13 protein-coding genes are annotated in these 14,086 nt (G+C 69.6%); 5 read left to right on the top strand and 8 right to left on the bottom strand.

All coding sequences use genetic code 11. The annotated features are described in order from the left end of the window. Positions 1-47: 47 nt before the first annotated feature. Complete coding sequence (locus E5198_RS03485) at positions 48-788, top strand: sulfite exporter TauE/SafE family protein (RefSeq protein WP_136488629.1); 741 nt, start codon at positions 48-50, stop codon at positions 786-788. On the opposite strand, the gene E5198_RS03480 is transcribed toward E5198_RS03485, so the two are convergent. The 8 genes from E5198_RS03480 to E5198_RS03445 are packed head-to-tail and all read right to left on the bottom strand — an operon-like array spanning position 775 to position 8,262. Next, a complete protein-coding gene (locus tag E5198_RS03480; RefSeq protein ID WP_136488628.1) occupies positions 775-2,109 on the bottom strand; it encodes a leucine-rich repeat-containing protein kinase family protein in 1,335 nt (444 codons plus the stop codon). The genes E5198_RS03485 and E5198_RS03480 overlap by 14 nt on opposite strands. A gap of 7 nt (positions 2,110-2,116) precedes the next feature. After that, on the bottom strand, positions 2,117-2,353 hold the full coding sequence (locus tag E5198_RS03475) for a hypothetical protein (protein ID WP_136488627.1): 237 nt from the start codon (positions 2,351-2,353) through the stop codon (positions 2,117-2,119). 2 nt (positions 2,354-2,355) lie between these two features. Beyond that, on the bottom strand, positions 2,356-3,009 hold the full coding sequence (gene grxB / locus E5198_RS03470) for a glutaredoxin 2 (protein WP_136488626.1): 654 nt from the start codon (positions 3,007-3,009) through the stop codon (positions 2,356-2,358). Between the two features lie 32 nt (positions 3,010-3,041). Next, a complete protein-coding gene (locus E5198_RS03465) occupies positions 3,042-3,503 on the bottom strand; it encodes a potassium channel family protein (RefSeq protein WP_136488625.1) in 462 nt (153 codons plus the stop codon). 10 nt (positions 3,504-3,513) lie between these two features. After that, on the bottom strand, positions 3,514-4,545 hold the full coding sequence (locus tag E5198_RS03460; protein ID WP_136488624.1) for a DUF2955 domain-containing protein: 1,032 nt from the start codon (positions 4,543-4,545) through the stop codon (positions 3,514-3,516). Next, positions 4,535-5,665, bottom strand: coding sequence for an HlyD family secretion protein (locus E5198_RS03455; RefSeq protein ID WP_136488623.1), 1,131 nt, complete (start codon positions 5,663-5,665; stop codon positions 4,535-4,537). The genes E5198_RS03460 and E5198_RS03455 overlap by 11 nt, the downstream gene beginning before the upstream one ends. Next, the gene (locus E5198_RS03450) at positions 5,658-7,169 is read right to left on the bottom strand and encodes an efflux transporter outer membrane subunit (protein ID WP_136488622.1); all 1,512 of its coding nucleotides are present in this window, start codon (positions 7,167-7,169) and stop codon (positions 5,658-5,660) included. Before E5198_RS03450 ends, E5198_RS03455 begins: the two co-directional genes overlap by 8 nt. Positions 7,170-7,173: 4 nt before the next feature. Beyond that, positions 7,174-8,262, bottom strand: coding sequence for an AI-2E family transporter (locus tag E5198_RS03445; RefSeq protein WP_136488621.1), 1,089 nt, complete (start codon positions 8,260-8,262; stop codon positions 7,174-7,176). 380 nt (positions 8,263-8,642) lie between these two features. Here E5198_RS03445 and E5198_RS03440 point away from each other — a divergent pair, with 380 nt between their 5' ends. The 4 genes from E5198_RS03440 to E5198_RS03425 all read left to right on the top strand — a co-directional run bounded on the left by E5198_RS03440 (position 8,643) and on the right by E5198_RS03425 (position 14,077). After that, complete coding sequence (locus E5198_RS03440) at positions 8,643-10,943, top strand: Orn/Lys/Arg decarboxylase N-terminal domain-containing protein (RefSeq protein ID WP_136488620.1); 2,301 nt, start codon at positions 8,643-8,645, stop codon at positions 10,941-10,943. Positions 10,944-11,021: 78 nt separating this feature from the next. Further along, a complete protein-coding gene (gene potE / locus E5198_RS03435; protein ID WP_136488619.1) occupies positions 11,022-12,356 on the top strand; it encodes a putrescine-ornithine antiporter in 1,335 nt (444 codons plus the stop codon). Between the two features lie 47 nt (positions 12,357-12,403). Then, positions 12,404-13,309, top strand: coding sequence for an amino acid ABC transporter substrate-binding protein (locus tag E5198_RS03430; protein WP_136488618.1), 906 nt, complete (start codon positions 12,404-12,406; stop codon positions 13,307-13,309). Between the two features lie 87 nt (positions 13,310-13,396). Beyond that, positions 13,397-14,077: a DUF3313 domain-containing protein gene (locus E5198_RS03425; protein WP_136488617.1), complete on the top strand. Its 681-nt coding sequence runs from the start codon at positions 13,397-13,399 to the stop codon at positions 14,075-14,077. Positions 14,078-14,086 lie beyond the last annotated feature (9 nt).

Raw genomic sequence — 14,086 nt, 5'->3', positions numbered from 1 at the left:
GGGCGCTAAACTGCGCGGCCCGCGTTGCGCTGCCCATGGATGCCTCTATGTCCCTGACCGATTTCCTGCTCTTCGGCCTGCCCGCCGTGCTACTCACCGGCCTGTCCAAGGGCGGCTTCGGCGGCGCCCTCGGCGGTATCGCCGTGCCGCTGCTGGCGCTGGGCCTGGCGCCGACCCAGGCGGCGGCGGTGATGCTGCCGATCCTCTGCGTCGCCGACCTGGTCGGCCTGCGCGCCTACTATGGCAAGTGGGACATGGCCAACCTGAGGATCATGCTGCCGGGGGCGCTGGTCGGCGTGCTGATCGGCTCGCTGACCTTCGAGCTGCTCAACGAGCGGGTGATCGGCCTGCTGATCGGCGGCATCGCCGTGGCCTTCGTGCTGGCCAACCTGCTCAGGCCGGCGCAGCCGCGCCCCGGCCTGCCGCCGCCGAAGGGCAAGGGTACCCTGCTGTCCACCCTGGCCGGCTTCACCAGCTTCGTCGCCCACGCCGGCGGCCCGCCGATCATGATGCACCTGCTGCCGCAGCAGCTGGACAAGGTGCGCTACGTGGCCACCATCAACGTCTTCTTCCTGCTCACCAACGCGGTCAAGCTGGTGCCCTACGCCTGGCTGGGCCAGTTCAGCCGGGACAACCTGCTGATCAGCCTGAGCCTGGCGCCCTTCGTGCCGCTGGGCGTGTGGGCCGGACTGTGGCTGCAGGACAAGGTCAACCACCTGTGGTTCTACCGCATCGCCCGCGCCGGCATGCTGCTGGCCGGCATCCAGCTGCTGGTCAGACACTGGTAGCCGGCGGCTCCCCCTGCAGGGCGGCGAGGATCTCGGCGAAGTCCGGCCGCTCGCCGACCCACGGGCTCAGGCAGCGCTCGCTCAGCCCGGCCAGCGCGTGCCGGCGCTCGGGCTGCCGCTCCTCGGGGCAGCGCTGCAGCAGCTCCTCCAGCAGATGGCCGAAGGCGCGCGCCTCGATGCGCTGCAGGGCCCGGCCCTGAGCGCTGGCGGGATCGAAGAACGAGGCGGCGCCGAAGTCGCCGAGCAGGCAGGCGCCGGCCGGGTCGACCAGCAGGTTGTGGGCGTACAGGTCGCCGTGCAGGATGCCGCGCCCGTGCAGGTGGGCGACCGCCGCGGCCGCGCCGCGGGCGATGCGCAGCGCCTCGTCGAGGTCGAAACGGCGCTCGCTGGGGTAGCAGTCGCGGGTGCAGCTGGCCAGCGACGGCGGCCCGGCCAGCGGCCGGAAGGCCGGGTCGATCAGCTCCAGCAGCAGCCCGGGCGCGGCGCCGGCCTGCTCGGCCAGCGGGCCGGCGACGCCGATCAGGTTGGGATGCGCGCCGGCGGCCAGGCAGGCGGCCATCTCGCTGTGCGCCAGGCCGTCGCTGGTGACGTGGCCCTTGAACAGCTTGGCGGCCATCGGCTGCGCCGTCTCGCCGTCGAGGCGCCACTCGGCGCGCTGGATGATCCCCGATGCACCCTGACCGAGCACCTCGCCCAGCGCGATGCTCGTGCGGGCGATCGGCGGCAGCGGATGCTCGGCCAGCACCTGCGCTTCGCGGGTATCGCTGCACGGATTGCCGGCGAAGGCCAGCCAGGCCAGGCGCGGCAGCTCCATCAGCCAGCCGGGCAGGGCGTCGAGGCGGTTGGCGGAGATGCGCAGCAGCTCGAGGCGCTGCAGGTCGGCCAGGCTGTCCGGCAGCGCGGTCAGGCGGTTGCCGGCCAGCGCCATCTTCTGCAGGCGCTGGCAGTTGCCCAGCTCGGCCGGCAGGCGCTCCAGGGCGTTGTCGGTGAGGATCAGCCAGCGCAGCCGGGCGGGCAGCGCCGCCACCGGCAGCTCGCGGATCCGGCAGGCCTTGAAGCCGACCATCTCCAGCTTTTCGCAGTCGCCGAGCACTTCCGGCACCTGCTCGAAGGGGTTGTCCGAGCAGAACAGGATGCGCAGCTTGCCCAGCCGCGGCAGCCAGTCCGGCAGATGGCGCAGGCGGTTGCCGGAGAGGTTGAGTACCTCGAGGCTGTCGGCGAGGGAGAGGATTTCGTCGGGAAGCTCGGTCAGCCCGGCGGACAGGTCGAGGCGGCGGGCGCCGGCCAGTTCGCCGCGGCGCAGTTGTTCGAGAGTGTGCATGGGAAGCTCAGTCGTTCTTCAGGCCCTGCCGGCGGGCGGCGAGGCGGACGAGGATGCCCTGGGTGATGGGGATGATGACGAACACCATGCCGGCGATCATCTGCGGCACGATGATCGCCGCCACCTGCCACTCGGGGCGGCCGGCGATCACCGGCCGCCACAGCTTGAGCAGCAGGGTGATCAGCAGCCAGGCCGGCAGCAGGATGGCGGCGGCCAGTCTGGCGCGGGCGAGGAAGATGTGCACGCTCAGATCGCCCGCTCGAAGTAGGTGGCGGTCTCGGTGAGGCGGGCGACCTCGTCGACGTAGGCGCGCACCGCCGGCGGGAAGGCCATGTCCCTGACCATGCTCAGGTTGCGCAGGCCGGGGTAGAGCAGCACGTCGTCCCAGCCCAGGGTGCCGCCGTGGGCGCTGGGCAGCGGCAGGGGCGGCAGGCTGGCCAGCATCGCCTCGACCGCGGCCTTGTGCTCGGCGGTTTCCGCCAGGGCCTGGCTGAACGGGCGCTGGATGATCTGCTCCTTCTTGGCCTGGAAGTAGTCGCGCGCCGCCGCCGTGGCGAACTCCGGCAGGTCCAGGGCGATGTCGCGGGGGAACAGCAGGCACCAGATGGCCAGGCGCACCTCGTTGATGTGCTCCTGGATCGGCAGGTAGTCGCCGTGCGGGCGGATCGGCCGCGCCGGATCGCCCAGTTCGTCCAGCCTGCGGGCGATGTCCAAGCTCTCGCCCATGGCGCGGCCGTCGTCGAACTGCAGGATCGGCACCTGCTTGGCGCCGATCAGCGCGAAGCAGCTCGCCTCGTCGTCGTTGAGCAGGTAGACCTGCTCGACCGGCACCTGCTTGTAGTGGGCGACCATTTCGGCGCGCACGCAGAAGGGACAGTGGTCGTACAGATAGAGCTTCATGCAGCCTCCTCGGTCTGGGCAGGCTGCAGAGTTTAACCGTTCGACCCGCGCCCGAGCCTCTCCATGTTGTGCTTGATCACCTCCCGCACCGCGGCGGTCATCACCCCGGTGGAGATTCCCAGCATCAGCACGCCGTTGCCGGCCTCCAGGGCGCCGAGCAGGCGCCAGCGCTCGGAGAGGACGATGTCGCCATAGCCGAGGGTGGCGAAGGTCACTCCCGAGTAGTAGATCGACGTGGCGAACGCGTCGAACTCGCCAAGCAGCATGAACAGGCCGGCCCACAGGATGATCTGCACGAAATAGCCGAGCATCATCAGCAGCATCACCAGGCCCAGCACCAGGCAGTCCCACAGCAGGGTCTGGTCGCCTGCGCCAGTCTTGCCGGTGCGGCTGTAGTAGTTCACGTAGTAGCGCAGGCACATGACCACGACGTAGGCCTCCATGAGCAGGCACAGCAGCATGGCGGGAATGCCGACCAGCAGGTTGAGCAGCATGGCGATCTCCTCAGCAGCCGGGCTGGCGCAGGCGGCCCTGGCGGTAGCGGTCGAGCAGGTAGACCATCAGCCAGGCGTACAGGCTGATGGCGACGAACAGGCCCATGCGCAGGGCGAAGGCGCCGTAGACGTCCTTGCCGTTGGCGCTGTCCTCGACCGACAGGCCGAGCAGGATGAGCATGGTCACCAGGCCGTTCAGCCAGAAGCCGGGGCTCAGCCGGGTCGGCGCGAGGCCGTAGAGCCGGCGCGCCACCAGCAGGCCGAACAGCAGCATCCACAGGAAGAACATCCACAGGTGCACGAACAGGCCGAGCGCCCACCAGAACAGCACGGCCATGAGGCCGCCGAGCAGGGTCGAGCCGATCAGCTCGCGCGCCGCGTCGCGCGCCGTGGCGCTGCAGCTCTGCTGGCCGAGACCGACCGCCTTGAGGATGATCGCCATGTAGCCGGCCGGGTCGATCAGCGCCAGCAGCCAGGCCGGCAGCACCACCAGGGCGGCGCGCAGCGCCACCCAGTTGGCCTCCACGGCGGGCAGGCGCGGCTCGGTCGGCGGCGGCCGGGCGCCGGCCGGCTCGGGAAACAGCCAGTGGCCGACGGGCAGCACCAGCACGGCGAGCAGCAGGCCCTGCGCCAGGGCGGCGATGACCAGCAGCGCCAGGCCGAAGTCGGTGGTGCCGGCGGCCGAGATCATGGTCAGGCCGACGGTGAGGAAGGTGGTGAGCAGGGCGTTGCCGCCGCCCAGGCCATGGCGGAAGGCCAGGAACAGGCACAGGCCGACCAGCAGCACGCCGCTGAACGGGGCATGGCGCAGCAGGGGGATCAGCAGCAGGCCGCTGCCGGTGGTCAGGATCACCACCAGCGTCAGGCCCAGCCCGGCCTTGGGCGACAGCGGGCGGTCGAGCCGGGCGAACAGGAACAGGGCGAACAGCGGGGCAACGAACGGCAGCGGCAGCCCCAGGGCGTAGCTCGCCGCCAGGCACAGCGCGGTGCCGCTGGCCAGGCGCAGCGCGCGCTGGGCGCGGGGCCCGCGCTCAGTAGCCATAGGACAGCCAGCTCATCAGGTAGAGGAACAGGCGGCCGAGCGGGTTGAGCGGGTTGCCCTGCGTCGGGAACGCCATCACGTCGGCCTGGCCGCCGACGCGGATGCCGCGCAGGCCGGCCAGCCTGGCCACCTCGCCCGGGGCGAACTCGACGATCACGGGGAAGCGCTGCGCCGGACGCAGCCAGTCGCGGCTGTTCTCCACCTTGGGCAGGGTGCCGGGCGCGGTGCTCTGGCCGACGCTGACGCCGAAACCGACGCTGCGCACCCTGCCGGCGAACACCTCGCCGGGCAGCACGTCCAGCACTATGGCCACGGGGGTGTCCGGCACGATCCGGCCGAGGTTGTTCTCGGTCATTTCCGCATTGATCCACACGTCCTGGATGGTGATCAGGGTCATCACCGGATTGCCCGCCACGGCGAACTGGCCGACATCGGTGCGCAGGTCGGTGATCATGCCGGCCGAGAGCGCGCGTACCCGGGTATTGGCGAGATCCAGCTCGGCCTTCTCCACGGCGGCGGCGGCGCTGCGCAGCAGGGCGTTCTGCTCGTCGCTGCCGCCCTGCTGCTCGCGCGCCCGCTGCACCTCGGCGCGGGCGGCGGCGACCTGGCTGATGGCCTGCACGTGGGTGGCCCGCGACACCTCGAGGCGGCGCAGGGAGATGGTGCCGGGATCCTCGCGGTACAGCCGTTCGAGGCGGTCCCGGTCCTGCTGCGACTTGAGCTGGTTGGCCTCGGCGGCGCGCAGCGAGGCCAGCGCCGAGTCGATGCCGGCGGTGCTGGCGGCGATCTGCCGGCGGGTCGACTCGAGGTCGGCGCGCGCCCGCTCGACGGCGATCTGGTACTGCCCGGGGTCCACCTCGAACAGCACCTCGCCGGCCTCGACCATCTGGTTGTCGCGCACCCGCACCCGGGTCACCCGGCCGGCCACCTCGGCGGCCACCGGCACCACGAAGGCCTGCACCCGCGCCTGTTGCGTGTAGGGGGTGAAGCGGTCGGCCAGCAGGTACCAGAGCAGGCTGAGCAGGATCACCCCGAGCACGCCCTTGACGCCGCGGGAGACCGGGTCGGCGGGCGGCGGGGCAGGCGGGGCCGCAGGGGCGGGCGGCGTCTCGTCACTCATCTTCGCGCTCCTCGTCGGGTGGCGGCGGTTCGTCCAGCAGATCGCCCCAGTCGGTGCGGCGCTGCATCTGCATGCGGCTGGCCTCGTCGATCCGCGGGCGGGCGCTGTGCCAGCCGCCGCCGAGGGCCTTGTACAGGGCGATCAGGCTGCTCACCGCGCTGTTGCGGGTGACCAGGTAGCCGTCCTGCTGGACCAGCAGGGCCCGCTGGGCATCCAGCACGCGCTGGAAGTCGGCGTAGCCTTCGCGGTACTGGGCGCTGGCCAGGGTCAGCGAGCGCTCGGCGGAGACCGCCGCCTCGCGCAGGATGCGTTCGCGCTCCAGCGCCTTGCTCAGGCCGCGGGCGGCATCGTCGGCTTCGCGTGCGGCCTGGCGCACGCTGTCGCGGTAGACCTCGATCAGCTGCTGCAGGCGGGCGTCCTGCACGCGCACGTTGTTGCTGATGCGCCCGTAGTCGAGGATGTTCCAGCGTAGGCTGGGGCCGCCGACCATATCGAGGGTGTCGGGTGCGCCATCCAGCGAGCTGGTCGACCAGACGATGCTGCCCAGCAGGCTCAGCGAGGGGTACAGATCGCTCCTGGCCACGCCGATCAGCGCCGACTGGGCGGCGACGTTGAGCTCGGCGGCGCGGATGTCCGGGCGGCGGCGCAGCAGGTCGGCCGGCACGTCCTGCAGCACGGCGCGGTCGAGCAGCGGGATCAGGCCTTCCCGTTCGGCCAGCTCCGGCAGCGGCCCGGGCGGGCGGCCGAGCAGCACGGCCAGGGCGTTGCGGGTGCGCGCCACCTGGTCCTCGAACTCGGGGATGCTGCTCAGGGTGCCCAGGTACTGGGTCTTGGCCTGTTGCAGGTCCAGCTCGTCGCTCTCGCCGCTGACGAACAGGCGCTCGGTGATCTCGAAGCTGCGCTTCTGCTGCTCGGCGTTGCGGCGGGCGACGCGCAGGCGCGCCTCGGTGGTGCGCAGGGCGAAGTAGGTTTCCGCGACCTGGGCGCGCAGCAGCACCAGCACGTCCTCGTAGTTGGCCTCGGCGGCGAAGTAGGCGGCGTCGGCCGACTCGATGGCGCGGCTGAAGCGCCCCCAGAAGTCCAGCTCCCAGCCGATGTCCAGGCCCAGGCTGTGCTGCCAGAAGCGGCTGTCCTGCGGATTGCGGCCGCCGGACTGGTTGCGGTCGAGGTAGATGCTGTCGGCGCTGGCCTGCTGCAGCTGCGGGTAGCGGCCGCTCCGGGCGATGCCCAGCTGGGCGCGCGCCTCCATCACCCGCAGGCCGGCGATCCGCAGGCCGGCGTTGTGGGCATCGGCCTCGGCGATCAGGCGGTCGAGCAGCGGATCGTCGAACACCCGCCACCACTCGCGGATGTCGGCCTCCGGCCGCTGCTGGCTGGCCTGCTCGATGGCCGGGCTGCGCCACTGCCCGAGCCAGGCCTCGCCGGGCGGCTGGAAGTCCGGCCCCACGCGCATGCAGCCGCCCAGCCCCAGTGCGCCGAGCAGCAGCCAGCGAGCGCGGGCCATGGGCTCAGGACTGCTTGTCGGTGCCGGGCTGGTCCCTGACCCACTGCCAGAACAGCTGGTAGCCGACTGCCAGGACCACCGGACCGATGAACAGGCCGATGACGCCATTGGTGACCATGCCGCCCAGGGCGCCGATCAGCACCACCGGCATCGGCACATCGACGCCCCGGCCGAGCATCAGCGGCTTGAGCACGTTGTCGGCCAGGCCGGCGATGAACACGTAAATGGCGAAGACGATGGTCGTGGTGCTGGCGCCTTCGGTGGTGAAGACGAAGGCGATCACCGGGATGGTGATCAGGGTCGCCGGCAGTTGCATGATGCCGAGCAGCAGCACCGCCAGGGCCAGCAGGCCGGCGCCGGGAATGCCCTTGACCACGAAGGCGACGCCGACCAGCAGCATCTGGATGAAGGCGATGCCGACCACGCCCTGGGCCACCGCGCGGATGGTGGCGGTGCACAGTTCGGTGATCTTCGGCCCCTTTTCCGGGCCGGAAAGCCGTGTGGCGATCTCCACCGCGCTGCGGCTGCCGCTCTCGCTGTAGGCCATGAAGATGCCTGCGATGACCAGGGCGACGATGAACACCAGCAGGCCCATGCCGAGGCCGGCGAGCTTGCCGAGCAGGGCGAGCACCAGCTCCTTGATCTGCGGGGTGAACTTCTGCGCCACGCCGGACAGATCGGTGGAAGCCTGCAGCCAGAAGGCATACAGCGGCTTGCCCACCAGCGGCCAGCCGGCGACCGACTCGGCAGGGGGGCGGATATGCACGTTGCCGCTCCTGACCATGGTCAGGGCATTTTCCACCGAGTCGGCCAGCGATGAGCCCAGCAGGTAGATCGGCACCATGAGGATGGCGATGGCGACCACCACGATCAGCGTCGCGGTGCGGCCGTCGCTGTTGCCCAGCCTGCCCTTGAGCCGGCGATGCAGCGGATAGAGGGTGATCGCCATGATCAGCGACCAGAGCATCAGGTTGAGGAAGGGGTGAAAGATCTGGAAGCAGAACATCACCAGCACGGCGATCAGCCCGGCACGGATCAGGACATCGAGCAGGCCGCGCGACAGGGCCTTGTCGGAAGGGAAGCTGGGCAGCATCGCTGGACTCCTCGCGGGGCATGGCATCGGTAAGCCCAGCATAGACACTGCGACCGGAGGGAAGGGGGCGTGCGGCACGGCGGTGCCCGCCCACAGCTGGCGAGGGCGGCGGCATCGCTGCAGCGAAGGCGTGCGTCGGGTTGTTGGCGGCCGAGTCTCTTCTATGCTTGTCCATGCTTGGCTTGAGTGGATTTCCGACGACCTGCAGCGGGTCGCCGGGAGCCGCTCTGCGGTAGCCGGCGACCTGGAGCGTCAAGGCCTCGCTTGCCGGTGCTGCAGTCTGCCGATTGCCGCTGTTCCGGCGCTCGCGCCGCGCTTCCGGATAACGACATTCCTGCCGCGATCCGTCCCGCGGCCAAGCGTCCCAGAGGAGCCGCTCGATGAGTCTCTCGCCAACCCCGTTGCCGCCGGCCCTGGCGCAGCGCTATCCGGTGCTGGTCGCCGCGCAGATCCAGGGGCACGAGGACAGCTACGTCGCCCAGAGCGCCCGGGCGGTCGCCCTGGCGCTGGAGGGCTACGGCCTGCGCGTGCAGCTGGTCGGCGCCCTCGACGACGTGGAGACGGCATTCCGCGCCGATCCCGGGTTTTCCTGCGTGATCCTCGGCTGGGGGCCGTGCGAGCAGGATCTGGACAAGGCGCAGCAGGTGATCCGCCTGATGCGTCGGCGCACCGCGCAGTTGCCGATCATGCTGGGCATGAGCAAGGCGCATCATGGCCAGGTGCCGCTGGCGTTCGTCGAGAACATCGACGGCTTCATCTGGCTGCCGGAAGACAGCCCCGAGTTCATCGCCGGGCGCATCGCCGCCGCCGCGCACCGCTACCTGGATACCATCCTGCCGCCGTTCTTCGGCGCGCTGGTCAACTTCGCCGACACCCACGAATACTCCTGGCACACCCCGGGCCATACCGGCGGCACCGCCTTCATGAAGACCGCGGTGGGGCGCAGTTTCCTCGACTTCTACGGCGAGCAGATGCTGCGCTCCGACCTCAGCGTGTCGGTCGGCGAGCTGGGCTCGCTCAACGACCACTCCGGGCCGGTGGCCGCGGCCGAACGCTACGCCGCGCGGGTGTTCGGCGCCGACTACACCTTCTTCTCGGTCGGCGGCAGCTCGGCCAGCAACCAGATCATCCTGCACTCGGCGGTCACCGACGGCGACCTGGTGCTGGTCGACCGCAACTGCCACAAGTCGCTGAACTACGCGCTCAACCAGTCCGGTGCGGTGCCGCTGTACCTGCGCCCGCGGCGCAACGCACGCGGCCTGATCGGCCCGGTGCCGCAGGGCGAACTGACCCCCGAGGCGGTGGCGAAGAAGATCGCCGAGAGCCCGCTGGCGCGCGACAAGCAGGCCCGCCCGGTGCTGGCGGTGCTGACCAACTCCACCTACGACGGCCTCTGCTACAACGTGCGGACCACCACCGGCGAGCTGAGCAGGAGCGTCGACCGCATCCACTACGACGAGGCCTGGTACGCCTACGCGCGCTTCAACGCGCTGTACGAGGGGCGCTACGGCATGCACCGCGGCGAGCGCCACGCCGACGACGCCACGGTGACCGTGACCCACTCCACCCACAAGCTGCTCGCCGCGCTGTCGCAGGCGTCGATGATCCACATCCGCTCGGGCAAGGTGCCGGTCGAGCCGGCGCTGTTCAACGAGGCGTTCATGATGCACACCTCGACCTCGCCGCAGTACAGCATCATCGCCTCCACCGATGTTTCCGCGAAGATGATGGACGATGCCGGCGAGTATCTCACCGAGGAGTCGATCGGCGAGGCCATCGCCTTCCGCCAGGCCATGGTGCGCCTGGGCAACGACATGCGCATGCGCGATGCGCATGACTGGTGGTTCGGCGTCTGGCAGCCCGATGTGGTGGATGGCGTGCCTTTCGGCGACATCGACCCGCAACGCCTGCATCACGGCGATGCCTGGGTGCTCAGGCCCGGCGCCAGCTGGCACGGCTTCGGCGACCTCGGCGCCGACTACTGCATGCTCGACCCGATCAAGGTCACCGTGCTGACCCCGGGGATGAGCCTGGAAGGGCAGATGCAGGGCAGCGGCATTCCGGCGCCGCTGGTGTCGCGCTTCCTGTCCAGTCGCGGCATCGTGGTGGAGAAGACCGAGCCTTACTCGTTCCTGCTGCTGTTCAGCGTCGGCGTGACCCGCGGCAAGTGGGGTTCCTTGGTCGCCGGGCTGATGGAGTTCAAGCGCCACTACGACGCCAACTCGCCGCTGGAGCAGGTGCTGCCCGAGCTGCCGGGCAGCTACCCGGAACGCTACGCCGGCATGGGCCTGCGCGACCTGGCGGAGGCGATGCACCAGGACATGCTGGCCACCCGGATGCTGCACAACATGGATGCCGCCTTCACCCTGCTGCCCGACCCGGTGTCCTCGCCGCGCGACACCTACGCCCGGCTGGTGCGCGGCGAGGTCGAGCAGATCCCGGTGCGCGACATGCAGGACCGCACCGTTGCCGTGCAGCTGGTGCCGTATCCGCCGGGCATCCCGCTGATGATGCCGGGCGAGAAGGCCGGCGCCGACAAGCGCGCCGTCATCGATTACCTGCTGGCGATGGAGGTGTTCGATGGGCATTTTCCCGGTTTCGAGCACGACAACCACGGCGTCGAGATCCACCGCGACGCCCAGGGGCAGCCGGTCTACATGATCTACGTCGTCAAACGGTAACCGATAGGCCCGGGCCGGCGGCGCGCTGCAGGCCGCCGGGGGCAGGGCCGGCGTCGCACATCGCGCGAGGAGTCTCGTATGGCTGATTCAAGCAAGAAGATGGGCCTGTTCGGCCTCACCACCCTGGTGGCGGTCAACATGATGGGCTCGGGCATCATCATGCTGCCGGCGAACATGGCGCAGCTGGGCGCCGTGTCGCTGCTGTCGTGGATCATCACCGCGGTCGGCTCCATGGCCATCGCCTACTGCTTCGCCCAGTGCGGCATCTACTGCAACCGCTCCGGCGGCATGTCGGCCTACAGCGAGGAGGCGCACGGCAAGTCGGAATTCTTCCTCTGCTCGTTCCTCTACTTCCTGTCGCTGGCGATCGGCAACGTGGCGATCGGCATTTCCGCGGTGGGCTACCTGACCTCGTTCATCCCCTGGCTGGGCAGCGGCGCCATCCCGCTGTGCATCGGCACCATCGCCCTGCTGTGGATCACCACCTTCGCCAACTTCGGCGGGCCGAGCATCACCGGCAAGATCGGCACGGTGACGGTGTGGGGGGTGATCATCCCGGTGGCCGGCCTCAGCGTGATCGGCTGGTTCTGGTTCAAGCCGGAGGTGTTCGCGGCCGCCTGGAACCCCAACGGCATCGCGGTCAGCGACGCCATCACCCAGAGCATCCCGCTGACCCTGTGGGCCTTCCTCGGCATGGAGTCGGCGGCGCAGAGTTCCGACGCGGTGGAGGATCCCAAGCGCAACGTGCCGCTGGCCTGCCTGTTCGGCACCCTCGGCGCCGCGGTGGTCTACGTGCTGTCGACCACGGTGATCCAGGGCATCGTGCCCAACGCCGAGCTGGCCAACTCCTCGGCGCCGTTCGCCTACGTCTACGCGCAGATGTTCAACCCGCTGGTCGGCAACATCATCATGGCGCTGGCGGTGATGGCCTGCATCGGCTCGCTGCTCGGCTGGCAGTTCACCCTGGCGCAGACCGCCAAGATGACCGCCGACCAGGGCATGTTCCCCAGGCTGTTCTCCAGGGTCACCGCCGCCGATGCGCCGATCATCGGCATGCTGGTCTGCGGCGTGATCCAGACCCTGATGGCGCTGTCGACCATCTCGCCCAATGCCAGCGAGCAGTTCGGCAAGCTGGTCAGCCTGGCGGCGGTGACCAACCTGATTCCCTACGTCACCGCGCTCACCGGCCTGCTGGTGATCATGCACAAGTCCAACGTCAGTGGCGCGGTGTACAGCCGCAACGTGGCGGCGCTGCTGATCGCCATGGCGTACTCGTACTACGCCATCTATGCCTCCGGCAAGGATGCGGTGTTCGGCGCCCTGATCGTGATGGCGATCGGTTACCTGCTCTACGGCTTCATCGCCAAGAACTTCGTCGAAGAGCGTCCGGCGGCCATGGCCACCAGGGCCTGAGCGCCATCTCCGGGATTGCCATGACCTCCGAATGTAGGGACCAGGACATGAACATGAAGCCACACAAATCAGTCAGTCTGCTGCTCGCCGGCTTGCTCGCGCTGCTGCCGATGCTGGCGGGCGCCCAGACGCTCGAGCGCGTGCGTGCCAGCAATGCGCTCACCCTGGGCTATCTGCCCGACCTCGCGCCGTTCAGCAGCGAGGAGAGCGGCAAGCCCGGCGGCTATGCCATCGACCTGTGCCTGAAGGTCGCCGACGCCGTGAAAACCGGGCTGGGGCTGAGCGACATGCAGGTACGCTACCGGGCGGTCAGTGGCGAGCATGCCATCGCCGCCATCACTTCGGGAACGATCGACATCCTCTGCAGCCCTACGCCGGAAACCCTGGAGCGGCGCAAGTCGGTGAGCTACTCGCGGCCGGTGTACACCGCCGGTCTCTCCGCCCTGGTCCGCAAGGACGCGCCGCCGTCGCTGGTCAACGCGCTCAATGGCGAGGCGGTGCACAGCGGGCCGACCTGGCGGGCCACCATCAACCAGGGGCTGGCCAACCACACCTTCGCGACCATCGAGGGCGGGGTCACCGAGGACTGGGTGCGCGACAAGATGCGCAAGCTCGGGGTGATCGCCACCCTGGTCACGGTCGGCAGCCACGAGCAGGGCATGCAGATGGTGGCCGCGGGCAAGGTCGATGCGTTCTTCGCCGAGCGCATGCTGCTGCAGCATGGCCTGAGCAAGGCCGAGGGCGCGGCGGGGATGACGGTGCTGGACCGCATCTTCGAGATCGCCCCGGTATCCATGGCCATGGCGCGCAGCGACGAGGATTTCCGCCTGCTGGTGGATACCGTGCTCAGCGAGATGTACCGCACGGGCGAGCTCGAGCAGTTGCACACCCGCTACTTCGGCGCGCCCGGCGAGATGCTCAAGATCCTCTCGCGCGTCTATGCATTGCCCTAGCAGCCGTGGTTTCCAGTGATCCCGATGGCGCCTCGATGCGAATGAAGGGCGCTCGTCGACCGACCCGTCAAGGCACAGGAGAAACACATGAAGCGCTCCACTATCGTTCTCACCGGGCTGGTGCTTTCGGCACTGCTGCTCGGCGGCTGCGCGTCGCAAGTCACCAAGCCGGAGCAGTATTCCGGGTTCCTGGCGGACTACTCGCGGCTGCAGCCGGCCACGTCGGCCACGGGGCAGCCGGTCATGCGCTGGATGGCGCCGGGCGTCAGGCTGGACAACTACCGGCACGTGATCGTGCAGTCGATCGGTTTCTATCCTGCGCCGACCCCGTCCGAACAGATCGGCGCCAAGGCGCTGGCTGACCTGCAGGCGTATGCCGCCCAGCAGGTCAAGACTGCCTTCGGCAGGCGCTTCCAGGTGCACGACCCGGCCAGCACGCCGCAGGGCTCGCTGCCGCGCGGGCAGACCCTGGTGCTGCGCGCCGCCATCACCGGCGTGGATACCAAGGCCGAAGGGCTCAAACCCTACGAGGTGATCCCGATCGCCCTGGTTACCGCCGCCGCGACGACGGCGGCCGGTGCGCGCGACCGTACCACCGAGCTGTTCGTCGAAGCCGAGCTGATCGACGCCGGCACCGGCCAGCCGGTGCTGCAGGTGGTGCGCAAGGGCTACGGCAAGGAGCTGGAAAACAAGGAAGAGCAGGTGACCCTGAGCACGCTCAAGGGCGTGATCGACGGCATCGTGCGCGATATCGAGAAGTTCGAGTAGCGCCCTGTG

Origin of the sequence: Pseudomonas sp. A-1 (genome assembly GCF_004801855.1) — a bacterium.
GTDB lineage: Bacteria > Pseudomonadota > Gammaproteobacteria > Pseudomonadales > Pseudomonadaceae > Geopseudomonas.
The sequence above is the reverse complement of the archived record's forward strand: the minus strand, read 5'-3'. Positions and strand labels throughout refer to the sequence as shown.

Coding starts and splice junctions, on each gene's coding strand:
- E5198_RS03480 (WP_136488628.1), bottom strand. CDS start 2,109: ATGCACACTCTCGAACAACTGCGCCGCGGCGAACTGGCCGGCGCCCGC.
- E5198_RS03465 (WP_136488625.1), bottom strand. CDS start 3,503: ATGCTGCTCAACCTGCTGGTCGGCATTCCCGCCATGCTGCTGTGCCTG.
- E5198_RS03450 (WP_136488622.1), bottom strand. CDS start 7,169: ATGGCCCGCGCTCGCTGGCTGCTGCTCGGCGCACTGGGGCTGGGCGGC.
- potE (WP_136488619.1), top strand. CDS start 11,022: ATGGCTGATTCAAGCAAGAAGATGGGCCTGTTCGGCCTCACCACCCTG.
- E5198_RS03445 (WP_136488621.1), bottom strand. CDS start 8,262: ATGCTGCCCAGCTTCCCTTCCGACAAGGCCCTGTCGCGCGGCCTGCTC.
- E5198_RS03455 (WP_136488623.1), bottom strand. CDS start 5,665: ATGAGTGACGAGACGCCGCCCGCCCCTGCGGCCCCGCCTGCCCCGCCG.
- grxB (WP_136488626.1), bottom strand. CDS start 3,009: ATGAAGCTCTATCTGTACGACCACTGTCCCTTCTGCGTGCGCGCCGAA.
- E5198_RS03485 (WP_136488629.1), top strand. CDS start 48: ATGTCCCTGACCGATTTCCTGCTCTTCGGCCTGCCCGCCGTGCTACTC.
- E5198_RS03430 (WP_136488618.1), top strand. CDS start 12,404: ATGAACATGAAGCCACACAAATCAGTCAGTCTGCTGCTCGCCGGCTTG.
- E5198_RS03440 (WP_136488620.1), top strand. CDS start 8,643: ATGAGTCTCTCGCCAACCCCGTTGCCGCCGGCCCTGGCGCAGCGCTAT.
- E5198_RS03425 (WP_136488617.1), top strand. CDS start 13,397: ATGAAGCGCTCCACTATCGTTCTCACCGGGCTGGTGCTTTCGGCACTG.
- E5198_RS03460 (WP_136488624.1), bottom strand. CDS start 4,545: ATGGCTACTGAGCGCGGGCCCCGCGCCCAGCGCGCGCTGCGCCTGGCC.